The 23,319-nt window shown below is 52.3% G+C and carries 21 protein-coding genes and 1 pseudogene; 7 read left to right on the top strand and 15 right to left on the bottom strand.

Going from position 1 to position 23,319, the window contains the following annotated elements:
* Positions 1-61: 61 nt before the first annotated feature.
* The 7 genes and pseudogenes from FFI16_RS04615 to FFI16_RS04585 all read left to right on the top strand — a co-directional run bounded on the left by FFI16_RS04615 (position 62) and on the right by FFI16_RS04585 (position 4,568).
* Complete coding sequence (locus FFI16_RS04615; RefSeq protein ID WP_138814323.1) at positions 62-946, top strand: LysR family transcriptional regulator; 885 nt, start codon at positions 62-64, stop codon at positions 944-946.
* A 54-nt stretch (positions 947-1,000) separates the two neighbouring features.
* Entirely contained in the window at positions 1,001-1,579 is a 579-nt protein-coding gene (locus FFI16_RS04610; RefSeq protein ID WP_056861594.1) for a DUF4337 domain-containing protein, read from the top strand.
* 268 nt (positions 1,580-1,847) lie between these two features.
* Positions 1,848-2,042: pseudogene (locus FFI16_RS04605) on the top strand ((Fe-S)-binding protein); the annotation flags it as partial.
* 9 nt (positions 2,043-2,051) lie between these two features.
* On the top strand, positions 2,052-2,405 hold the full coding sequence (locus tag FFI16_RS04600; RefSeq protein ID WP_138814322.1) for a gamma-glutamylcyclotransferase family protein: 354 nt from the start codon (positions 2,052-2,054) through the stop codon (positions 2,403-2,405).
* Between the two features lie 102 nt (positions 2,406-2,507).
* The gene (locus tag FFI16_RS04595) at positions 2,508-2,843 is read left to right on the top strand and encodes a hypothetical protein (RefSeq protein WP_056861597.1); all 336 of its coding nucleotides are present in this window, start codon (positions 2,508-2,510) and stop codon (positions 2,841-2,843) included.
* A gap of 68 nt (positions 2,844-2,911) precedes the next feature.
* On the top strand, positions 2,912-3,952 hold the full coding sequence (locus FFI16_RS04590; RefSeq protein ID WP_138814321.1) for a DMT family transporter: 1,041 nt from the start codon (positions 2,912-2,914) through the stop codon (positions 3,950-3,952).
* 346 nt (positions 3,953-4,298) lie between these two features.
* Entirely contained in the window at positions 4,299-4,568 is a 270-nt protein-coding gene (locus FFI16_RS04585; protein WP_138814320.1) for a short-chain dehydrogenase, read from the top strand.
* Positions 4,569-4,692: 124 nt separating this feature from the next.
* Here FFI16_RS04585 and FFI16_RS04580 read toward each other — a convergent pair whose 3' ends face one another.
* The 15 genes from FFI16_RS04580 to FFI16_RS04505 form a co-directional block, all read right to left on the bottom strand.
* Positions 4,693-5,595 (bottom strand): LysR family transcriptional regulator, encoded by a 903-nt coding sequence (locus tag FFI16_RS04580; protein ID WP_178112633.1) that lies wholly within the window; start codon positions 5,593-5,595, stop codon positions 4,693-4,695.
* A 35-nt stretch (positions 5,596-5,630) separates the two neighbouring features.
* Entirely contained in the window at positions 5,631-6,251 is a 621-nt protein-coding gene (locus FFI16_RS04575; protein WP_138814319.1) for an isochorismatase family protein, read from the bottom strand.
* 204 nt (positions 6,252-6,455) lie between these two features.
* Positions 6,456-8,447 (bottom strand): DUF1302 domain-containing protein, encoded by a 1,992-nt coding sequence (locus FFI16_RS04570; RefSeq protein ID WP_138814318.1) that lies wholly within the window; start codon positions 8,445-8,447, stop codon positions 6,456-6,458.
* 214 nt (positions 8,448-8,661) lie between these two features.
* Positions 8,662-11,070 (bottom strand): DUF3772 domain-containing protein, encoded by a 2,409-nt coding sequence (locus FFI16_RS04565; protein ID WP_371923598.1) that lies wholly within the window; start codon positions 11,068-11,070, stop codon positions 8,662-8,664.
* Between the two features lie 126 nt (positions 11,071-11,196).
* Positions 11,197-12,135, bottom strand: coding sequence for an alpha/beta hydrolase (locus tag FFI16_RS04560; protein ID WP_138814317.1), 939 nt, complete (start codon positions 12,133-12,135; stop codon positions 11,197-11,199).
* 59 nt (positions 12,136-12,194) lie between these two features.
* A complete protein-coding gene (locus FFI16_RS04555; protein WP_138814316.1) occupies positions 12,195-13,373 on the bottom strand; it encodes an acetyl-CoA C-acyltransferase in 1,179 nt (392 codons plus the stop codon).
* 19 nt (positions 13,374-13,392) lie between these two features.
* On the bottom strand, positions 13,393-14,274 hold the full coding sequence (locus FFI16_RS04550; protein ID WP_138814315.1) for an SDR family NAD(P)-dependent oxidoreductase: 882 nt from the start codon (positions 14,272-14,274) through the stop codon (positions 13,393-13,395).
* 5 nt (positions 14,275-14,279) lie between these two features.
* On the bottom strand, positions 14,280-15,818 hold the full coding sequence (locus tag FFI16_RS04545; protein ID WP_138814314.1) for a class I adenylate-forming enzyme family protein: 1,539 nt from the start codon (positions 15,816-15,818) through the stop codon (positions 14,280-14,282).
* Positions 15,819-15,930: 112 nt separating this feature from the next.
* Positions 15,931-16,905: a LysR family transcriptional regulator gene (locus tag FFI16_RS04540; protein ID WP_138814313.1), complete on the bottom strand. Its 975-nt coding sequence runs from the start codon at positions 16,903-16,905 to the stop codon at positions 15,931-15,933.
* Between the two features lie 204 nt (positions 16,906-17,109).
* The gene (locus FFI16_RS04530) at positions 17,110-18,966 is read right to left on the bottom strand and encodes an SMP-30/gluconolactonase/LRE family protein (RefSeq protein WP_178112632.1); all 1,857 of its coding nucleotides are present in this window, start codon (positions 18,964-18,966) and stop codon (positions 17,110-17,112) included.
* Positions 18,967-19,108: 142 nt separating this feature from the next.
* Positions 19,109-19,699 (bottom strand): membrane integrity-associated transporter subunit PqiC, encoded by a 591-nt coding sequence (locus FFI16_RS04525; protein WP_138814311.1) that lies wholly within the window; start codon positions 19,697-19,699, stop codon positions 19,109-19,111.
* Positions 19,700-19,704: 5 nt separating this feature from the next.
* Positions 19,705-21,369: an intermembrane transport protein PqiB gene (locus FFI16_RS04520; RefSeq protein WP_138814310.1), complete on the bottom strand. Its 1,665-nt coding sequence runs from the start codon at positions 21,367-21,369 to the stop codon at positions 19,705-19,707.
* Positions 21,362-21,949 carry a paraquat-inducible protein A gene (locus FFI16_RS04515; protein ID WP_138815360.1) on the bottom strand — a complete coding sequence of 196 codons (588 nt, stop codon included), beginning with the start codon at positions 21,947-21,949 and terminating at the stop codon, positions 21,362-21,364. Before FFI16_RS04515 ends, FFI16_RS04520 begins: the two co-directional genes overlap by 8 nt.
* A gap of 23 nt (positions 21,950-21,972) precedes the next feature.
* Positions 21,973-22,581, bottom strand: a complete 609-nt coding sequence (locus FFI16_RS04510) for a paraquat-inducible protein A (RefSeq protein ID WP_138814309.1) — start codon at positions 22,579-22,581, stop codon at positions 21,973-21,975.
* A gap of 99 nt (positions 22,582-22,680) precedes the next feature.
* Positions 22,681-23,253 (bottom strand): hypothetical protein, encoded by a 573-nt coding sequence (locus FFI16_RS04505; protein WP_138814308.1) that lies wholly within the window; start codon positions 23,251-23,253, stop codon positions 22,681-22,683.
* Positions 23,254-23,319: the final 66 nt, after the last annotated feature.

The raw sequence follows: 23,319 nt of genomic DNA, 5'->3' as shown, positions 1-23,319 counted from the left end.
TTGTGTGCAGCCTTGCTATAGATAAATTGCCGAAGACAATCCAGCCGCTATACATTTATGCATGGCATCGACAATTGGATGGGAGCTTTACCGATCATTCCTTGGCGTACTCAAGGAGGGGTCTTTATCGGGTGCCGCGCGGCAGCTCGGTATCACGCAGCCTACGGTGGGCCGGCATATCGCTGCGCTGGAAGCAGAGCTGGGCGTGGTGCTGTTTACCCGCTCGCCTGGCGGGTTGCTGCCGACGGCGGTTGCCCACACCTTGCGCGCCCATGCCGAAACCATGGAGCGTACCGCCGCCGCCCTGGAGCGCGCCGCGTCTGCCCACGGCGAGGAAGTGCGCGGCGTGGTGCGCGTATCCGCCAGCGAAGTGGTCGGCGTGGAAGTGCTGCCGCCGATCATCACCCAGCTGCGCCGCCAACACCCACGCCTGCGGGTTGAACTGGTGCTGACCAACCGCCTCAGCGACCTGCTGCAACTGGAAGCCGACATCGCCGTGCGCATGGTCCGCCCCAGCCAGGAGCAACTGCTGGCGCAGCGCATTGGCCTGATCGAAGTGGGCCTGCACGCTCGCGACGACTACCTGCAACAGCAAGGCATGCCGTTACACATGGAGGATCTGGCGGGCCATTCGGTGATCGGTTTCGACCAGCAAAACGCGTTTATCCGCAGCCTGGCCATCAAGGGCTTTGAACGCAGCGCCTTCGCCCTCAGCAGCGACAGCGACCTGGCGCAATTGGCGCTGATCCGCGCCGGTGCCGGTATCGGCGGTTGCCAGGTGCAACTGGCCAAGCGCGACCCGCGTTTGCGGCGGGTACTGCCCGATGGCTTTGCGCTCAAATTGGACACCTGGGTGACCATGCACGAGGACCTGCGCAACAGCCCGCGCTGCCGCGTGACATTCGACGCGCTGGTGCAAGGTTTGCAGCGTTACGTACAGGATTGAGACAGCTTCACTGGTAAAGAATCAGTCTCCCTCAGTCCCTTCATAGACGCCCCCATGTCCGAAGCCTTCGAAGTCCCCAGCCCCCACGAAAAACACATTGAACACACCACCGAACATGCGCACGGGCGCGGTGATAATTTCGCCAGCCGCATCGCCGTAATGACCGCCTTGATGGCCACCCTGGGCGCCATGCTCAGCTACCAGGCCGGCTCCACCGAAAGCGAAGCGGCGATGGACAAGAACAACGCCGCCATCATCAAGACCGAAGCCGCCAACCAGTGGAACTACTACCAGGCCAAATCCAGCCGCCAGAACCTGGCGGAGCTGGCCACGCATATTCCGGGAGTGGATGCCGCGCATTACAAGGACGAGATCGAGCGCTACAAGGGCCAGAAGGAAGAGGTGCGCAAACAGGCCGAGAAGCTTGAGGCGACATCCAAGGAATGGGACCAGAAATCCGAAGAGGCGCTGCATCAGCATCACCGTTGGGCGCAGGCGATGACCGCGATTCAAATCGCAATTTCGTTGGCGGCGATTACGTTGCTGACGCGCAAGGAGTGGCTCAAACGTATGTCATACACCGCTGGAGGTGTGGCGATGGTGCTGGGTAGCCTGGCCTGGCTGCACCTCTGACTGACTGAACGCGGTTAAACATGTGGGAGCTGGCTTGCCTGCGATGGCGGTGGGTCAGCTAACACTTATGCTGCCTGAGCCACCGCTATCGCAGGCAAGCCAGCTCCCACAGTTGATTTTTGGTGTTTTAAGGGTTGGGTTCCATCTCAGCATCGCTATATAGTAAAACGCATAACGACCCGCACAGCCTGGCTGCGAGGGAACACCGGTGACTGCACAACCCAAAGAAACCGTGGGCGCCGCCTACAGCATCGACGCCATGCGTTACGCCCAGGCCATGGGCTGGCGGCTCAACCTCGACATCAAAGGCCACCGCGTCAGCGACTTCCCCCATGCCATCCATCGCGGCGGCGACCTGGGCGATTTTGAACATTACCCGAACGCCGGGCTGTGGATTCTGGAAATCCAGATCGCCCAACCGAGCAAGCCCTACGGCGCTTTTTACGAAGACCTACTCGCTTAAGGAACATCAATGGAACTCTCCACCCAATTTCCCGTGCTGCTGTTTTCCTACGGCACCTTGCAGGACAAGGCCGTGCAACTGGCCAACTTCGGCCGGGAACTGGTCGGCCAACACGACGCGATGCTCGGCTATGCGCAAAGCTGGGTAGAAATTACCGACCCGCAAGTGCTCGCCACCAGCGGCAAGACCCATCACCCGATTGTCGCGCCCACCGAGGAAAAGTCTGCCAGCGTTGAAGGCATGGTCTTTCAGATTAACGCGCAGGAACTGGCGGCAGCGGATGCCTATGAGGTGTCGGACTATAAGCGCGTGTCCGTGGCGTTGGCTTCGGGTCTTACAGCATGGGTTTACGTGCAGGCCTGAAAATGAAACATCCGGGTAATTGATTTCAATCTGCCAATGCAGGAATTAAAGTAGCGCCCCCTCGAGAATTGAATCCCGGGGGTCAATCCATGGAGTTACACAGTGAAGTACGTCAGTAAAGTAGTTGCAGCCGCTGTTCTCGGTTTCACCCTCGCAGGCTGCACCGGCACCGCCATCAAATCCCCGCAGTACGACAGCAGCCAATACACCGTTTTGGGCCACAGTGAAGGCAGCGCCACCGGCGTGATGTTGCTCGGCATCATCCCGATCGGCCAGAACAGCCGCTTCGTGCGCGCCCAGGATGCCGCCATCAAGGCCAAAGGCGGCGACGCGCTGATCAACACCCAAGTGCAGGAAAAATGGTTCTGGGCCTGGGTACTGAATGGTTACACCACCAAGATTTCGGGTGATGTGATCAAGCTGAAAACCGCGCAGTAAATCTCAAGTTGTCAGGGCGCTGACCCTGGCAAGCGACGTATCATGGGTCAACCTTTCGAGGACGGCCCATGAACCTCAGTATTCTTTATGCACTCGCCGCCGCTGCTCTGTTCGGCGCCAGCACCCCGCTCGCCAAAAGCCTCGGCCTGAACCTTTCGCCCGTACTGCTCGCCGGCCTGCTCTACCTCGGCAGCGGCCTCGGCTTGGCCTGCGTGCGCCTTATCCGTGATCGCGGCTGGAAACCCAGCGGGCTGACCCGCCCAGAATGGCCCTGGCTGCTCGGCGCCATCGCCTTCGGCGGCATCCTCGGCCCGGTCGCCTTGATGTTCGGCCTGACCCGCACCGCCGGCGCGACTGCCTCCCTGATGCTCAACCTTGAATCGGTGCTGACCGCCGTGATCGCCTGGCTGGTGTTCAGAGAAAACGCCGACCGCCGCATCGTCCTCGGCATGCTCGCGATCGTGCTGGGCGGCGTGGTGTTGTCATGGTCCGACGGCGGCGGCGCCAGCCACGACTGGACCGGGCCGTTTGCCGTGGCGCTGGCCTGTGCGTGCTGGGGGATTGATAACAACCTGACGCGCAAGGTCTCGGCCTCGGACGCGCTGTTCATCGCCGGCGCCAAGGGGTTGATTGCCGGGCTGGTGAATTGCAGCCTGGCGCTTTACCTCGGCGCACAGATTCCGGGTTTTGCACAGCTGGCGCCCATCTTGTTGGTTGGATTTTTGGGATATGGCATCAGCCTGGTCATGTTCGTGCTGGCGTTACGCGGTTTGGGCAGTGCGCGCACCGGCGCTTACTTCTCGACGGCGCCGTTCCTCGGCGCGGCTGTTGCCCTGCTGATGTTTGGGGAATCGGTAACGGTGGCGTTCTGGATTGCATCCGCGTTGATGGCCGTGGGCGTGTGGCTGCACCTGACGGAGCGGCATGCCCATGAGCATCTGCACGAAGCGACGGAACATGGGCATCGGCACGTGCATGATGAACATCATCAGCATGAGCACGGGTTTGAGTGGGACCCGGCGCAGCCGCATAGCCATGTGCATGTTCACAGTGTGATGCGGCATAGCCATGCGCATTTCCCGGATGTGCATCATCGGCATCGGCATTGAGGATGGCGTCTTTGGCAGCCATATAAATGGGTTTGGGCAACGTCCTACAGCTCATTCGGAAGCGTCGGCCTGCCGCTTCAAAACTGCAAAGCCTATAGTCACTCGGTCGCCCACAGGGCGAACGGGTTTGGCGACTCGACTATTAAGACGGCAGAAGTCTCCCGGCAGATTTGCGGGATGCGCCTGCACGCAATAAGCTGCTCAACGGCTGCTGTGCGTGGGAGACCTTCGGGTCTGCCGGTCTTTGTCCGTTCTTATACCGGTTCGCCAACCTGCGTACAGCGGCCACCTTTTGTTTGGCGACAAATGCGTGGCTCATATTCCTCTAAGTGAACGGACTTAACGCATGAACCAATACATAGCCCTCACCAGCAACGACAGCGCCACCCCTGCCCTTTTTGTCGATACCACCGTCCCTCTGGAAATCCTCCTCGACGCCGCGAGTTTTCGGCTGCGTGCCGTCACCCAAGTCCTTGAGAACCTTGCACTGCGCAGCGAGATCAGTAGTGATGCCGTTGTTCTCAGTGATTTTGCCCTGCTGTGTTCAATCCCGTTGCGCGACGGCTGCGATTTGCTGGACGTCATAGGCCGACGCATGGATACGCCCGGCGCGTGATCTAGAAACGGCAGTTTTCAAACTCCAGAGATCACAAAACCCCTGGTTTCTCCCGAAATCAGGGGTTCGATTGCCTCGCACGGAGTGCGTGACGAGACTCAAATAAATCTGTTCTTTTCCTTTCTCAGACAGCGGCTTTAGCATCCATCTGGTAAAAATCCGCCATGTAATCCACAAACGCCCTGACCTTGGGCGCCAAGTGCCGGGATTGCGGGTACAGCGCGCAGTAACGCCACTCGCCCATCGAGTAGTTGGGCAGGATGGGCACCAGTTGCCCTTGGGCCAGGTTGTTGCGCACCGTCGCATGCGTAAAGCAGCCGATGCCTGCGCCGGCCAGTGTGGCGGCGTGCAAGGCAGTGATGGTGTTGGTCTTGAATTGGCCTTTGGGCGTGACGCTCACAGTTGCACCCCGCGCCGAGGTGAGTTGCCAGTCTGACGCCTCCCCGACAAACCTCAGCAAGCGGTGCTCGTCGAGTTCCTGGGCGGTGCGCGGTAAACCGTGGGTGTGGATGTAGGCAGGCGACGCCACCAGCACGCGTTTTGAAACGGTGAGGGTGCGGGCGATCAGCGTGGTATCGCCCAGGGCGCTGGCGATGCGGATGGCGACATCAAAGCCCTCCGCCACCAGGTCAACGAATTTGTCGTCGCAGCACAGTTCAAGTTCGATATCGGGATAACGCTTCTGAAACCCCGGCAGCCAGTGCGGCAAATCCAGCGTGCCCACCACCAACGGCACACTGACCCGCAACAGGCCTTCGGGGCGCTGGTGCCCCTGCGCCATGGCCTGGGTGGCTGCATCGAGGCGGTCAAGAATATCGACGCAGGCTGCGAAGTACTGCTCCCCAGGCCCAGTCAGGCTGAAACGTCGGGTATTGCGGTTGATCAACTGAACGCCCAGTTCAAGTTCCAGCTGCTGCAACTGCCGTGAAATCGTCGAGTGGGTAGTGTCCAGCCGCTCTGCCGCAGCAGAGAAGCCCTTGGCCTCGACAATGCACCGAAAGGCGCGCATGGCAGATAGCTGGTTCATGAAGCGGGCGTTACTCCAATGAGTGATCAGGCTGATCAGTGAACCGGCAAGGCGACGATTTGCGCGGTGGTCAGCACTGAACCGAAGGTGTCTTCGATCTCGGCCAGCACCGATTCATGCAGCTCGTCCTTGGTCACCGAACGCCCATTAGCGCGAGTGATGGCGCGGGTTGCCGTGGCGTCGGATGCTACCACAACGTCGTAACCCAACGGCGTGGCGTCACGGGCCGCAGCGGCGACACAGGCGTGAGTCATGAGGCCGGAAATGATCAGCGTCTTGATCCCGGCTTTCTTCAGTTGGGCATCAATATCGGTGCTGGCGAACACGCTGACGGTGGTTTTCTGCACCAGTGTGTCTTGAGGGCGCGGCTGCATCAGTGGGTGGAAATCGACGGTCTTGCCATCCTGGGCAAACACTGCGGAACCGGCTGGCCCGATGTGCTGGATATGAATGACCGGCATCTTGTGCTGGTCGGCGAATTCGATCAGGCATTGGGCATTATGCTGCGCGGCCACGCCATCGGGGATCGGCATCTTGCCGTTGAAATATTCGTTCTGGAAATCGATGACCAGCAGTGCGGTGATGGCTGGATCAAGCTGGGTAATGGGTGTTGCGCCAGACATTGCGCGGATGGTCAGTTGAGAGGTGTTGGTCATTTGTGCGTTTCCTTAAACCGTGACGGGGGTGAATGGCGCCCAGTTTAAGGAGACTTCTATGTTTGAATAACGCACATAACCAAACAATACATGTGCAAAAACCGCACACAACACAGAAAAACCACCAGCTTCCACTCAACGAGAAAGCGACGGCTTTCATACCGCCGCACCTATCGAGCATGCGAGCCATACATCAAACGCGTATTAGAATGTGTAACTCACACTCATCACAACGTTATCCCTATCCCGCAACGCGTTTTGTTGCCCAGCCCCCCAAAATTTACTGTAGGCCAGCTCACCTTCTATACTGTTGTGATACTTACCTTTGAGACCGGCCGTGTAGACTTGACGACCTTCAATAAAGTTACCAGCCTGACTAGAGTTACCCTTGAAATCATTTTTGTAAACTATAAAAGGGGATAGGCTGAATTTGGCAAAAACCTCATCCCATGTACCACTCAACATCAGTGTATACCCGTACGCATCTCGGTAGATTTGTGCTTTCCGACCGCCAACTGGATAACCTACATTCTGGCGTCCGGAATAATGGCGGGTAGATCCATCGTACGCTGTATAGGTCAGGTCACTTCCACGATAGTGCTCCGAGGCCAGTTCAAATACCGCATAGCTCGAATCGAAACCGAACACAGGCCCAAAAAACTGCATCGCCCCCAATGAAGTATTATATGTCTGAACACGAGTAGAGTTTTCGATCACACCGTCTCGAGTGAGCGGACGGCCTGCGACCAGTGCCGTCCCACTTTTTGCCCCAAAGGCCCCCGAGTTGTCAGCGAACTGAGCCCCTTGCGCGGCTATATCGCTTACAGCATCATCGGTCGCGGCCACGCCGATTACATTATTGGGACGATAGGCTATTTCACCGAACAACAGTGAGCTCGCAAGTTTGGTTTTGAAGCTCAAGCCATACATCTGGATGTTCTCAGCATACGCGCGGCTTGCAACAAGATTGCCCAAAACATCCACAGTTGCCATACCACCCGCCAAAGCGCCGCACGCTGTTCCAGCACAGAGTGGAGTGCCCCCTGATGCTCCGCCTAGTGACTTGGACAGCTGCTGAATATCAACACCTTGGTAGCCCGGAAACTCGCCTCGTACGGTAGGGAGTTTGGCATGGTAGTTGACGAAGTAAGCGCCGAATTCTGTGGAATGCAGATGTTGAGCTATGTATTTAAATGATAGCCCCCACTGACCATTGTCTTTGGCGTTACGATCACCCGCAATGCTCGCTACTCGAAAATCATTCCCGGAGGCATAGTTCTGTCCTCCAGCCCCCTGGTAAAGCCCAGATGCCTTAACGGCGTTCAACTGGCTGGTATTCCCTACGGTCCCTGAGCCGAGTGCAGAGTAGGCACCGAGCACAGGTGCAAGAGCTGCGTTGGAGCTATAGGCAACCTTGCCACCATCCGAAAACAAATCCGTTTCGGAGTAGTAGGTGCCTACCGGGCTGAATTGGGTTTTTGCCCAATCGAGTTGATAAAAAGCCTCCATCGATAAATGGTCAGACAACCCCACCCCGACCTTCAACGCATTTACCGGCGTCCAATTTTCCTTATTTAACGATCCCGGGAGCCTATAACGAATGACATCAAAGGGATTAGCAATGTTTACCCCACCTGCATAAAACATGCTCGTACCCCAGGCAATAACTTGACGACCAAAACGCGCGGTGACGGGCACTCCCTCTACATCCCACTTCCCGTACACGTAGGCATCTAATAGAGCGGCATCACGCCCTGCCTTGTTCCTTACGGCACTGCCAAAGGTATTATCATTCGGATAACGCTGGCTGCGCTCGGCTGGGGTATTGTTGTCATAATAATCGTTATGACCACTCATTATTTGGGTATCGTAGAAGGCAGAGCCACGCACAAACACACCATAGTTTTTGTAGGCGACATCCAAGTCAGACGTAATTTTATAGACTTCGGAAACCAAGCCTGTATTAAAGTTGCGGCTTCCATCATCCGCGTTTGAATCTCTGTTATTTTTATCGCGACCTTGTACGCGCCAAAGTTCACCGTAGGAAACGGTCGTGATGAGGGTGCCAGAAATCTCGTTTTCCATTAATTTGAATTCTGCCGCCTGCCCTCCCGTCAAAATAAGAGTAGCGGCGGCGCCTGTTAAAAAGCGCGCACTTTTAGTCCAACTGCAATGCCACAGGGATTCTTTGCCCATACCACCTGCACCTTACTTTTGTTTTTATTTAGGGTGATTTCACTTCGAAACGGCATCACTCAGCCGCTGCGACAATCGCCTTGCCTCTGACTTACTTGAGGTGTACGACACGTGTACCAGGCTGATCGCGTAAGCTTGACAGTACGCGGACACCAGCCCTGAAAAGTTGCAAACTCGGCCAGTAATTGGACCGAGCACCCATTCACGAGGAACGTTACGGAATACTTGGGCTTAATAGGCTATTTTCCGCCTGGACCAACATCACACTTTGGGGGGATGACAATCCAATACCCATTTCTTGAAGGCGAGCCAGCAGGATAAATAACAAGTCGCTACGAATAGAAGACACCGAACGTGGGCTATTCACGTAACCGCTGACACCGATAATCAGCCCTTCTCTGGCTAAATCCTTGAATGTTACTGAAGGCGCGGGGGTATCAAGAATTAACTCGTGCGCTGTAAACGATTGCATAAACAATTCGCGAACTTTTATAACATCGGTATCAAGCGGCACCGTGATAGTGATGCCAACCACACCGAGAGCATTCCCCATTGTCACGTTACGCACGTTTTGAGAAATAAACTGTGAGTTAGGCACGATCACAGTTGAGCGATCGGACATCTGGATCTCGGTAGCGCGTACATTGATTCGACGAATGTCCCCTTCAACCCCCGCCAGACTGACCCAATCGCCGACTTTAACGGGTCGCTCGGTTAACAGAATCAACCCCGAAATGAAGTTTTGCACAATCGCCTGCAAGCCAAAGCCAATGCCCACCGATAACGCACTGACCACCCAGGTCAGGCTCGTTAGATTGATTTGGAGGGTGGACATCACCAATAGCGCCAACAAGACAAAGCCGATGTACCCCACCAGTGTCACCAACGATGACCGCATGCCAGCGTCCATGTTGGTCTCCGGCAGTAACCTCTCACTCAGCCAGCGTTTCAAGGTCTGCACAGCAAATAAACCAGCAACGATGGTGACCAGCGCGATAAGGATATCTCGCGGGATAATATGCAAGTTACCCAGTGCTTTACTCGTCTCGCCCAACTGGCTAACGCTCTGGAGCATGTCACTTGGGCTGGCTCCAGCGGGTAGCAGTGCAGCCATGATGGCAGTGAGCAGCAACAGGGTACGGCCGACACCAGCAAGCACAGTACTAGCCTGGGCTTGATGCCGCGGCGATAGGCCGAGCGCGTTGGCTAGCGCCAGACCACTAGGCTGCTTGGGTGAGAGAAGAATTTCGCAAATGTCGCCAAAAAAGGCCATGAGTATAAAAGCCGTGCCCGCCACAACACTGATCCACAGCAGCTTGAGCGTAAGGAAGTACGCCAGGGATAGGTACCCTGTCAGTAACGTCAGGACAATAGCGACGATCCAAACGCAGGTAACAAAAGGCAAAATACTGGCCAGCCCGCTATGGGGTTTCAACTTGTGCGTTTTGCGTACATAACGTAAACGCAAGAGCGCAGCTGCGAAGATCAACGCCGTGCTGAGCGCCGTCAAGCCATTGAGCGCTACAGTCAATGCCAAACTGGTGCCGGTGACAGTGTTTATTCGTTCTTCGGAGGCCATAACCATAAGCGCCGCCGCGAGAATCGCTGGAAACGGCCCTAGAGCGGAGGCTATCTCATCCGGAATGGCCGCCAGTCGCCAAGAAGGTCGCGGCAACATCAGCAAGGCGCGCCCCAAGCCCGCAATAAACGCACAGAAAGTTGCCACCGTAACGAGGCTGTCCAACAAACGGGCTAACGTGTCGCCTAAAACGACATTGCCTTCCACTCCCCAATGCACCAGTGAGACGGCCCCCATTACCGTCAGGATGGACGACAAACCAATAGTCAACGCGAGTGTACTGCGCCGCAGCCGTCCCTCGGGCAGCCACCTGATCATCGCCCAGGTAAGCACATGTTCAAGCAAACGTCTGCCTACACTCCAGATGACTACAGCCGCTAGTAGAACGCCGAACAAGGCCCAGCGGCGCTCAGCAATAACGGCACTCTGCAGGGCTATAAGGGCCTCATCCTTCAAACTATCGAGCCGCTTGAGATCTTCATCCGTGGGACGAATCAAAATTGACCAAAACGAAGGGCTAAGAGGCGAATTTGCACGCGAGGTGACCTGGGAGTTGAATAGATTGCGTCGCAAGTTGACGATCTGTTCAGCGAGTTGCCTGCTCATCTGACCCAGTTGTTTGGCCTCGCGCCCATTGCCTAGCAAACTGTTCTTTTGTTGGGCTAAAGCATCACGCTGGACCTTAATACTAGGTGCTTCCTCAGGCTGCGCTTCGCCCAGCACTTTCAGTTGATCATCAAGCCGTTCGATTTCGACAGAAAGCACCTTAAACAGCGTTTCGGCCTTTTCCTGCACCTGTATAGCGCCTCGTCGAAACTCCGCAAGGGTTTCGTCGCTGGTACTCAGGGGCACGCTCTGACGGATGAGGTCAAGCTGTTTTCCAAGATCCGTCAAGTCAGCGTCTTCTGGCAGGGAAGAAGGCCCCGTTATACCCATAACAGGCCTTACAGTGTCGGCCTCACCCGCCCAGGCTGATACGTTAGCTACCATGGCGATAATCAATAACGCATGACAGAGCATTTTTTTAAGGATTAGTCGAATCAAATCGCCTCCTCCGCAGTGAAGGCACAATAGCCCATGCCAAGTAAACATAGACCGCGACAGTGCCATCATCTTCGATGATTAAACTATTTCGATTCCATCAGTACTTTTAGATGGAGTTACGTTTATTTATAACTGAACGCGACGCATTGTTTTAACAGATGCTGCAATGCTCTGGAACGCGTGTTTTGCTTCTCGTGTAAAAGTGGCAGCCACAAAAACGTGAAAAGCTCCAGGATACTCTTCATACACTAACTCCACGCCGGCAAACTTCGCTTTTGCAGAAAACGTCCGTGCATCAATCACAAATATGTCGTAATCACCCTGGAACAGGCTAATGGGCGGTAACCCGGAAAGATTTGCATATAAAGGGCTCATGTGCGCAGAGGATGGATCTTCCGACCCCGCCCACCATTTCCCGCATTCTCGCAATACATCGACCCTCAACATAATGTCCTTTTCCTCTAACGCATAAGCACGCCCGTCGCTTAGTCCAAGATCCAGCCACGGCGAAAATAGAACAAGTCTGTCAGGCAACACAAGCCCGGCATCGCGCCGTCTTATGGCAAGCGTTAACGCAAAATTCCCACCCGCACTATCACCCGCAACAATAATACGCTCGCCGGGCCACTTCGCTAACACCCTCTCATAAACAGTATCAACTAGTGACGTCCCCCTACGCGCGTCATTTTCGGGTGCAAGGGCGTAAAACGGCACGGTCACGCTAAACCCGGTAACATCAATAAGCGCTGCTATAATATCCCAATGCGCCTTCATCAATGAATTTATATAAGCACCACCGTGCAAGTAGATAATACGCCCACCCCTGACATGCGAGTACTTGGGCGTTAGCGTAAGCACTTTTTGCCCGTCAAATTCCCACTCGTCCACTATGCACGCTGAGCGTAGCTGTGAGGGCATTTGCGCGGCACTCGGATACTGGCGGTTCGCAACAAGCCTGGACACCGTTACGGCGTCGCGAATGACTTTCGTTTTCCAACCAAAAACAATGCGCGCGAGGTAAAGTAAAATACTTGCTCGTTGACTCTTAGTTTTCCGATTCAGCATACAAACTCCACACAAGACAACCGGCAGTAGCGCCCTATATACACGCAATATTCACCCAGTTAAAAAATCTCGAACAAACCGGCCGCCCCCATGCCACCGCCAATACACATTGTAACTACCGCGTATTTAACTCCACGCCGACGCCCTTCGATCAGTGCATGACCGGTCATTCTTGCACCCGACATTCCGTACGGATGGCCAATTGAAATAGCGCCCCCATTCACATTAAGTTTATCTCCCGGGATACCTAGCCTTTCGCGGCAATACAACACTTGTACTGCGAATGCTTCATTAAGCTCCCACAAGCCAATGTCATCCATCTTCAAACCGTTGAGGCTCAATAGCTTTGGTATGGCTAAAACGGGCCCTATTCCCATCTCATCGGGTTCCAACCCAGAGACTGCCATTCCCACATAACGCCCCAACGGCTGTAGACCTCTGCGCTCAGCCTCAAGTCTCTCCATCAGTACCAGTGCGCTAGCACCGTCCGAGAGCTGGCTTGCATTTCCAGCAGTAACGTTCTTCCCTGGTCCGCTGACAGGGTAGAGCCCCTGGAGACTTTCCAACGTCGTGTTGGGTCGATTGCCTTCGTCTCTCTGAAGAAAGACTTCCTTGTAGGACACGTCGCCCGTTTCAATGTCTCGGTACGCCATCATGGAAGTGAAGGGCACAATCTCGTCGTCAAATAAATTACTTTTCTGAGCTGCCGAAGTCCGCATCTGCGATAGAAGAGCGTATTCATCGCATTCATCTCTGCTAATACCATACCGCCTGGCAACGATATCCGCAGTCTCGACCATCTGCATGTACGCGGTCTTCTTTAACGCAAACAGCTCCATATCCGGTTCTATTCGCAGGTGTTCATTTTGTACCATGGAGATGGATTCGACACCGCCGGCAACTGCTATCGTAACTCCGTCAACAATAATCTGTTTTGCAGCAGTCGCGATCGCCATAAGGCCGGAACCACACTGACGATCAATAGACATTCCGGAAACTTGAACGGGCAAACCTGCCCTGAGGGAAGCAAGACGACCAATATTCAAGCCTGAAACGCCTTGTTGCAATGAACATCCCATAATGACGTCTTCTACTTCCCCGCCCTCAATACCGGCTCTTAATACAGCGTGCTTGATCGCATGCCCTGCCAGGGTCGCAGAGGGTGTTGCGTTGAAAGCGCCCCGATAGGCCTTACCGATTGGAGTTCGAGCGGTCGACACAATGACGGCTTCGCGCATAAAAATTATCCTTTTTTCTTCACACAATTCTTGGGCGGAATGCCGCAATCAGCTCTTGCTGCGACTGCTCTAAACCTGACTCCGGGACGAACTGGTTTTCGCGATCACCGATCTCGGCCCAATTGGCGATTACCCGATCAGCTGCGTCTTCGGAGCGACCTACGTAAACACCCGGTGTCAGTGTTATGTAAGCGCGGGCGACATTGCCTCCACCCGCACATACGATTGTTTTAGTAGGCGCATCATTGTGTACGAGAGAGAGAAGAACGGCGCTGACCGCCTCCGGTTTGAGCACGCGCTTTGCCTGCGGACCTAGAAGTCCGTCAGTCATTGATGTCAAAGCGGTAGGAGCGAGACAGTTCACTAGAATATTGTTTTTTACACCCTCCAGGGCCAGAGTTTGCATCAGACCGACCAGCGCCATTTTCGCTGCACCATAATTAGCCTGACCAAAGTTCCCATACAGTCCGGAGGACGACGTTGTAAATACGATGCGTCCATAGTTCTGCTTACGCATTACATCCCATACTGCTTTTGTACAAACAACACTTCCCATCAAGTGAACATCAAGCACAGTCTTGAAGTCGTCCAGCGTCATTTTTGCAAACGAACGGTCACGCAAAATGCCCGCATTGCAAATTAAAATATCAATGCTGCCCCATCGTTCCACCGTGAGTGAAACCATTTCGGCAATCTTTGCTTCATCGGTGACCGAGCCTAAAAAAGCGATAGCCTCGCCACCCTGCGCGTTAATTTCATCGGCAACTTTTTGAGCCGCAGTTCCCACATCATTTACAACAATCCGAGCACCCTGATGAGCCAGAAAATGGGCATGAGCACGGCCCAAACCTGCGCCAGCACCCGTAACGATAGCAACGCGACCTTTCAACTCTGCACTCATTAAAATCAAACCCCTTTGCTTGAAATCACACGCGTTGAATATCGCTCACGCAACGCACGCTTGAGTACTTTACCTATCGCACTGAGTGGCAGTTCATCGATAACCTCGGCTCCAGACAGGCGCTGTGTTTTACCTACTTTCGCGTTAACCCACTCGATAAGACCCAACGAATCAATCACTCTGCTTTTCAGAACAATAAAAGCAAATGGCGTTTCTCCCCAAACATCACTAGGCACACCAATGACAGCGCAGTCCTCGACAGCTGGATGTTGCCGAATTATTGATTCGATATCAGGCGGGTAAATATTAAACCCACCACTTATTATCATGTCCTTGGAGCGCCCATGGAGCGTTAAAAACCCGTCTTCGTCAAATCGACCCAGGTCTCCATGACGAATAAATATATCCCCGTGAGAATCGGTCCATAAAGCAGCTTCAGTAGTGTCCGCGCGACCGTGATAACCTTGCATCATAATATTAGATCGACCAACGACCTCTCCAACCACTCCCTTCGCACACTCTTTTCCGTTCTCATCGATAACACGAATATCGTGTCCAGGTGCTGGCCGTCCGACCGTATGAAGTTTCTCCGGAAACTCGTTAGCAAATAGAAGACAGGCACCGCCGCCCTCGGTCATGCCATAAACTTCCACCAAAACGCCAGGCCAGCGATTGACAACATCTCTTTTCAGCTCAGCCGAAAAGGGCGCGCTCGTGCAGGACTTGAAACGAAAACTGTTGAGATTGAAGTTTTCAAAGTCAGTTAAGTTCATGATTCTTTGGTATTGGATGGGCACTAGCATCGTATGGGTTGCAGACGTTCGCTCGGCCTCTATTAGAAACGTCTTTGCATCAAACTTTTCCATGAGCACTACCGTACCGCCATACGCGAGGGTCGGTAGCAAGCTAACCAGGGTCGTATTTGAATACAAAGGTGTAGCAACCAACGTCACCGCGTCGCAAAACTCCGCAATGGCGTAACCTGCAATTTGGCGCCAGCGCATACCGTGGGTTTGAACGATCCCTTTGGGAACACCCGTGGTACCCGACGAATAAATTATATTGAAAGCCTCACCGGATTTAACGCTTGGCGCTACATAATCCAAATTCTCGGGCCAGGTATTAATCCAATCTTCCAGCAATTCCAACTCAACGACTTGCATACCTTTTATGGAAAGTCTATCATTCGCAAATGAATCGACAAACACGATAGGTGCAGCACAATCTTCAATCATTGCTTCGATCTGCTCAACACTGCCTGACGGCGCAATCGGAGCTACAACACAACCCGCGGTCACGACGCCCAAAAAAACCAATAGCGACGAAACATTTGTATTTGAGACTACTGCAATGATGCTTCCGCGGGCTATTTTAGCCTGCTCAAGAGCGGATGCGATTTTCAGTACGCTGTCATGTAATTGCCCATAGTCAATTTCTTCCTGGCCCAAAATGATTGCTTTTTTGGACGGAAATTCACTTGCGTGCAATTCAATCAATTCGGACAACCGAACAAACGCGCGAGAGGAAATATTCAGAGTGGTCATAGTGATTATCCTTTTTATGCAGGACCTACTATCACCTTTAAGACCACGCAGGAAAAGACGCCATGTAGAAACGAAGCGTTTCAAAAATGAAACGATAGAGCACTTTAAACCATCAAGTTTGTTGTTTTAAATAATTGTCGACTACTCGACCAGCGCGTTCTTTTTGGTCGGCGATTACATCTTCAACAAACCCTAGAAACACTTGCAATTTCGGCACCATTGAAACACGATCAGTGTATAGCGCATAGAGCGCTGGGCAGCTTGAGATCCTGTATTCAGGCAAAATATGGACAAAATCACCACTAAGAATGCCCTCTATCATTGACGCTATTGGCAATGGTGCAATAACTTGTCCGTTTTTTACCAACTCCAAAATCTGATGATGGTCTGTTGAAGCGAACCGCTTCCATGTTGGTAATACATACTTCTTATCACCCTGAATGAGCTCAAGCTTAGGCACATAGGCGGGTAACCGCCCAGGATTGGTTGAATCACTGTCTAGATAATAATTACCTATTAGCGCGTGCTCGGACAACTCTTCTGGTGAACGTGGCACGCCCTTGTTCGAAACGTATTGCTTGCTGGCCACTAATATAGTGTGTATCTCTGTCATCTTTCGTGCGACTAAACGCGAGTCAGACAACCATCCCGAGTGCAGTACAACATCAAGGGATGTCGCTTCCGGCATTAACCGCTCGCCCACATTTATACGCAGATCGATATCAGGATACCTGTCCAAGAATTTATGCAGATAGGGCGTCAATATGATTCGAGCAATATCACTCGGACAACCAACCCTAAGAGTTCCCATGGGTTCACCGCGATAGGCGGCAATTTCAGAACCTACATCAGCGATCTCTTCACGTATCTTGCAGCATCGAGCATACATTATCTTTCCGGCTTCAGTTAATTGACTTTTGCGAGCCGTTCTTTCAATCAGCTTAACTTTAAATACCGACTCTAAATTCGAAACCGCGCGGCTAACGGTAGCCTTAGGCAACCCCAAAGCCCTCGCGGCACCAGAAATTGACTCGACATCACCGACCGTTGCAAAAATGACAAACCCATCTTGCTTATCTGAAGTCATGCCGACACCCTCATTGCAAAAACTCGCATAATGCGTCACACCAAGACTGCCTCTCGATAAGTCTAGCTGATTCAATGAGCGACGCACATCCACTCAACCCTATGATTTCCTCCTGCATCGCCCAACAGAATTCGCACTTCAATATAGGCAACAAATAGTATTCACCCAGAAAAGTATATATTCTTACAAACTACATTCACCTCTTTACTTGTCCATTTGATTCGACGCACACGATTCCAGCTCAATTTCCAACAACGACCTTTCATTAGATGCGACAGTCCCCAGATACAATCGCCCATTCAGCTCCGCAACACCCGTTACCTCGCTATAGCTCAAATCGGAACTTTGCAAATCTTTGAGCAGTCGTCCCTCTTGATCAAAGCACATCACCCACGCTGTGTGCGCGGGCTTGGGTTGAATTTTTTGAGGCATTGCCCAGATGAGTTTACGAAATAACACTGAAGCGCTCGCAAATGAATCCAGCGCGGCTATGCGTGGGCTAACCATGGCCACCCAAAAACGCCCGTTTTTTATACGCGACATGTTATCGGGCAGTCCCGGAAGATTATCCGCCAACACTTCACAATCGCCTTCGCGTTCGCCTTGCACCCAAAGACGGCTGAGCCTATATGCGGCAGTCTCAACGAACAGCACCGCACTCTCATCATCATTCAAACTGAGCCCGTTCGGAAAATAGAGCCCTGATAGAACAACGGTAACCTCGCCGTTTGGATCACGACGCAACAGGCGTCCTGATGGTCTATGCTCGATGAACGCTCCAGCTGCTTGTTCAAAGTCAAAACGGGAGGTCGACTCGGTGAACCAAATGGTCCCATCTTTAGCTATTGTCGCATTTGAACAAAACCTAAGGGGGAACGTATTAACAAACTCAACCAAAGGCACCAACACTTGCGTCTGAAAATCGAAAGAAAGCAGGCCCTTGTGTGCATCGCATATTATCAGCCTGTTATCTGTAGTGAGCTCTAAACCAAGTGGGCGTCCTCCCGTACTGCACAGGGTTACTTCCAAACGCGTTACAGGGTCAATTCGTAGTATCCGACCGTCGGACACTCCACATATGAGTCGACCTTGAGTATCAACAATGACGTCCTCAGGAGTAGACCCGGATATGGGTAATTTTATAGCCTTTGTGATTTTCTGCTCGGATGATGATTTCGCGGCGCGCTCAGTGGCCGGAGTAATAGCCCGCATCAGGGGCTCAATCGTGGCTTTTCGCGCTGGTGCAAGTTGCGGGAGTGTCGGACGGCCTTCGCGGCAATAGGTATAAGTGCTCTCGACCTCATAGGCATGGATAGCAGAGCAGAACCAAGCCTGTCTGGAAGGAAAATCGCCATCTGTTACGCGGTCCAGGGCGTGCAACATGTCGGCCTTGGAACGAGCGCCTATAATCACTGCGGCATGATATTGGTCATCTTCTGCGTTATCATGCGCAACACCGGGAGAATCCCACTGACGCTGGTTCCATTCCAAAAATACTTGGCTACGCAGCTCCAAAATATCCATCGACTGATTTAAAACGGTACAGAGCTCCTGGCTGATAAACCGTTCAAACTGTTCACCGCTAATACCTTTTTTACGTTTGATGAGTGCAACACATCGAAAACCGACAGGTTCGTCATAGCCGCTTTTGAACCATGCCCCCCCTCTATTCGATGTGATATATAAAATTGTACGAGCGAATACATTAACCTCATCACTCAATACCTTTTTACTGTATCGATTATTGAGAAATAACGAAACTCTTCCTTTAAGGCGGACTTCCGGCATGCCGTCAACTCTTCGAAACCATGGAATAGTTGTTTCGACAGCGTCCGTATCTGGCCACAACCCGCTAGAATCATAAGAAAAATGGTGTTGCCGATAATCTGACAGTGCAGGATTACGAGCGACAATTTGCGCATGCCCTCCCCTCCAGTAGGATCGCGCCGCCTCTCGCGGTAAATCTGAGCGATACCAGAGAAGAACTGCCGAATCCATAGCATAAACAGGGCTCTCTGCCTGTCCTGCAGCGCTTTCAGGAACTGTGCTGAAGCCTTTCATCATCTCTTCTCCGCTATCTTATTATTGAGTTTTGTAGCTAAGCGTTAGGGTAAAACCAGCCACTGCTTCCTTGTTTGTAAATCTCTCAGCCCTCTGACTGCCCAATCATCCTCTATCTTTTTACTACTAGACTGTTTAACGCTTACAACGTCGGGCAGGTCCACGTTTTTGATGCCTGTGCTATATCATTGGCTAAGTGGCCAATATTCCTTTGATGCGCTAACACAAGGGTGTCCAACGTCAAGCCTGCTGGCTCCCTCATCACGCTCGCACAGGTAATATTGAAAAGCTTGTTGCCTTCACCGTGTTTACTCAAACTCCAGACCGCGTCAACTAACGCGTAATTTCCCAGCAGTGAATCAAATCGTCGAATATCGAGTTGTACCAAAATAAGTGGTGTGTTGGTCGTTTTGGTAAAACCTGTGATATTACGCCCCCCCAACTTCAACTCCAGTTGCCCAGCCACTGCGTCATGAAATTCATCGGCCAAAGGCGCACTCCAGCGTGCGCTTTCCAATAACATCAATCCGTCTGCGCTCTTGCGCACCACTATTTGCGGTTGGTCTACCTGCATCGGCACTCGTACATCCAACATTTCAAATTGAATTGACGGTGCGTTCATTACCTGGCGTTGCTCGGGCGCCGTGGGCATCAGCGTGTAGTATCGTATCGGCGGTGAACCACATGCCGATAAAGCCAGTATGAAAAACAGGGCAATAGAACGCAGAATCATGTCGGTCATTCCTGATCAAACTTATGAGAACCTGAAGAGGTTGGCTGATAGGCGTCGGGTTTACCCTCTTTCAAGCGCCCTCGGATCAAAGATTCTGGCTGGCGCCCAAGGAAGTCGGTGAGTACGCGAATCGAACGCGCAGTGCGCTGCACTTCATACATCGCTTGGCCAAGTTGCCGACGTTGAGGAGAATCATCGTCTAAACTGTTATTTACAGTTGCGAGGGTTTTTCGAGTCTGCACAAGCGTTTCGTGCATTTCCGGAAGCACCTGACCGTTGAAGGTAACCAGGGTTTTATTCAACTGTCCCAAGCTGCCATTAAAGTTATTGGCGATCTGATCGATGGGTACCTTGCTAAGCTTGTCGAGAAGGGATTGCAATTGCTCTTGGGCTTTGTCGAGGCTTCCGGGGATAGTCGGGATAAGCAGCGGTTGCGCAGACGCATCAAACACTACAGGCTTCGCGTTTGAGACAAAGTTCATTGATATATACAACTGCCCCGTGAGCAGGTTAGCGCTTCGAGCCTGGGCGCGAAGACCGTGCGCAACCATCTGTGCGATGAGATGAGCGCCCTTGGCATCATCGGCACCTTTCATCTGGACTAACTTATCGTTAGCCTTGCCTAGACGATTAGGATATATAACCACGCCGATAATCGTTGGAAAGGATTCCTCCTTATCGTCGTAATCCAGATCCACCGAAACAACGCGACCAACATTCACGCCCAAAAACTCTACCGGCGAGTTTACCGTCAGGCCACGTAAAGACTGGTCGAAGCGCATCTGTACATAAAACCCTGGGCCATCTGGCCGGGCCAAGGCGGTGTCCATATCATCAAACAAAGTGAATTCGGAGCGCTCGTCGGCAGTAGATTTATCTTCACTGTAATTAGGCTCGATAAACGCTATACCGCCCGCTAAAATTGATGCCACCGATTGAGTATTTACCTTTAAACCGTTGGCACCAAGGCTGACGTCCACGCCGCTAGCGTTCCAGAACCTGCTATTTTTACGCACGTACTGATCATTCGGAGTATTGACGAAGATATCAATATCTACACCTTTTCCTTCGCCGGCAAGGTTATATGAAACTACTTGGCCGACCGGTATGTGACGGTAATAGACGGGCGAGCCTATGTCCAACGACCCCAGATCTGCGGAGTGCAGAGTGAAGCGCTTGCCCTTCTTTCCGTAAATGATCGCAGGCGGATTTTCCAGGCCAATGAATGTTTTATCCCGGGCCTCAGACTCTCCAGGGTCAGCGCCGATAAAAGCCCCAGACAACAGCGTATCCACACCCGACACGCCACTTGCACCGATACGCGGGCGTACCACCCAATAGCGCGTGCCACGGGAACTGAACGCATCAGCCGATTGATCCAGCTCAATGTTCGCATCCACGTGTGCCCGATCGCCACTTAGGGCAATTGAAACCACCTTGCCGATGACCACATTCTTGTATTTTACCTGTGTCTTATTGGCCTCTAGCCCCTCCGCTGTGAGAAAAGTCACCACAATTTTGGGGCCTGCTGACATGGCTTTGTGTACCACCATCGACAAGCCGATCAAGCCAGCAACGATAGGCACAAGCCAGACAATGGAAACATTGAAGCGTCGGCTATTCACTTCCGGACTCGAAAGCGTTGAATTGGAGCGTTGATGATCAGGCATGTTCTACCTCTGCATCCCAGATAAGTCGGGGATCAAAACTCATGGCTGCTAACATGGTTAGCACCACCACTAAACCAAAAAATAAAATACCCTCACGAGGTTCGATGCTACTGAGCGTACGAAACTGTACAAGGGCCGCTACCAACGCAACGACCAGTACATCGAGCATTGACCAATAACCGATCACTTCAATTAAACGATAGAGCTTTGAGCGTTCCCGCATAGCCCACCGACTGCGCAGCCGGCAAGTCACCAGCAACGTGCCAAGTACCAGAAATTTCAGACACGGCACCAGCACGCTAGCGATGAAAATTAACAGTGCGATATCCCATGATCCGCTTTCCCAAAACTCGATCACTCCGCTCAATATTGTGTTTTCGCTACCACTACCGAACATGTCGGTGTACATCATCGGCAGCAAGTTGGCGGGTATATAAAAAATCAGACCAGCCATAAAGAAAGCGGCGGTACGTGCCAGACTATCGGGTTTCCTCCGGTGCAATGTTGAACGGCAGCGCGGACAACGAAGAACCCCATCAACGCAGGCGTTACCGCAGAGATGGCATAATATTAAATTCATATCACTGGCATTATTAAACTTTCTCACGAAGGCCCACCTTCAAATTCTTCCCAAAGACGGCGGATGCTCTTGCCGGAAATAGGGATGATCAACAACGTCAGCATCGTCAATGCCCAAAGTCCCATGCCAGGATGAACATCGAGCAGCCCTCCCAGTTTGATGATTGCTACCAAAATCCCCAGCAAACATACTTCCAGCATGCTCCACGGTCGAAGGTATTCAAGCGCGCGCATACAAACGCTAAAACCAGGTGCGGCAACACCTGCCACGGCAAAGCTCAGCACCCAACACAGCAACAATATTTGAAGCAAGGGTGCCAATATGATCGTCAGGCCGGCTACGGCAGCGATCACACTAATTTGGCCCTGAGCCAGGGCATTTATCGACTGCCACAAGGTCGCTTCATTACTTAAGCCCTGCACGCTGATTGACATCACTGGAAACGCATTAGCTATGCAAAAGACAATCAACGCGCAGATGGAAAGTGCCAGCATTTGTTGTGTGTTCAACCGACCAACCACCTCAAGAACGGAACCGCAGCGCAAGCAGTAGGTTTTTTGCCCCTGTTCTAGAAATATGGATGGATAGACGGCATCGCAGTGCTCGCATATTGTCCAGCTCGTTTTGCTCATTGCGCCATCGCTCATTATTGCCGAATTTTTAGATAGGGATTTTTACGGACAGAACGCTAGTTCTGTCGACGGTCATACAAGACAATTGCTGGGTGCGGGCTACGCGTTCAATGACAATCGGTTATGGTTACAAGCCGCACACAAAATGTTGATTACGCTCAAACGACCATTTTCAAAAAAACACTTACTCTTTTTGATTTCTTCAGCATTGATCAGTTGATCACCTATTTTATAAGAGACTGCAGGGCGGGCAGTCGAGCATCCGACCAAGCCATCATAATGACAAAGGGCTTTATCATAATGACTAAAGTCATTCAAACACTCACCACACTTCCAGTCGCTACAATCAAATCCGCGTGAATAGGTAACATTTGAAAATGAGGTCTCACACTCACGATAGTGATTTGCAAACAGACCACCTATTCCCTTTAAAGCCCCCTCATCAATACCAGCACGGTCAAAAAAATAGGCGTCATCCTTATATTTTCGGTTTTTAAAATCAAGACCTTTAAAATGAGTGTATTCAACGTTCTTCGCGAAAACAAACCCGCCAAATTCTATATCTTCAGCACCTTGACTAAAATGTTCCTGAGGAACAAAAAAATAAGCTTCTGAACAATAGCTCACACACATAGCGAATATTGAGAAAAGCCTTAACCCAGCATAGCCCACATTGAAAACCTCTTTAAAATATACGTCAGCCCTTTTAGAAAACCTGACAGTCGGCGTCGAAGCCCT

This window comes from Pseudomonas sp. KBS0710, from assembly GCF_005938045.2.
GTDB lineage: Bacteria > Pseudomonadota > Gammaproteobacteria > Pseudomonadales > Pseudomonadaceae > Aquipseudomonas.
The sequence above is the reverse complement of the archived record's forward strand: the minus strand, read 5'-3'. Positions and strand labels throughout refer to the sequence as shown.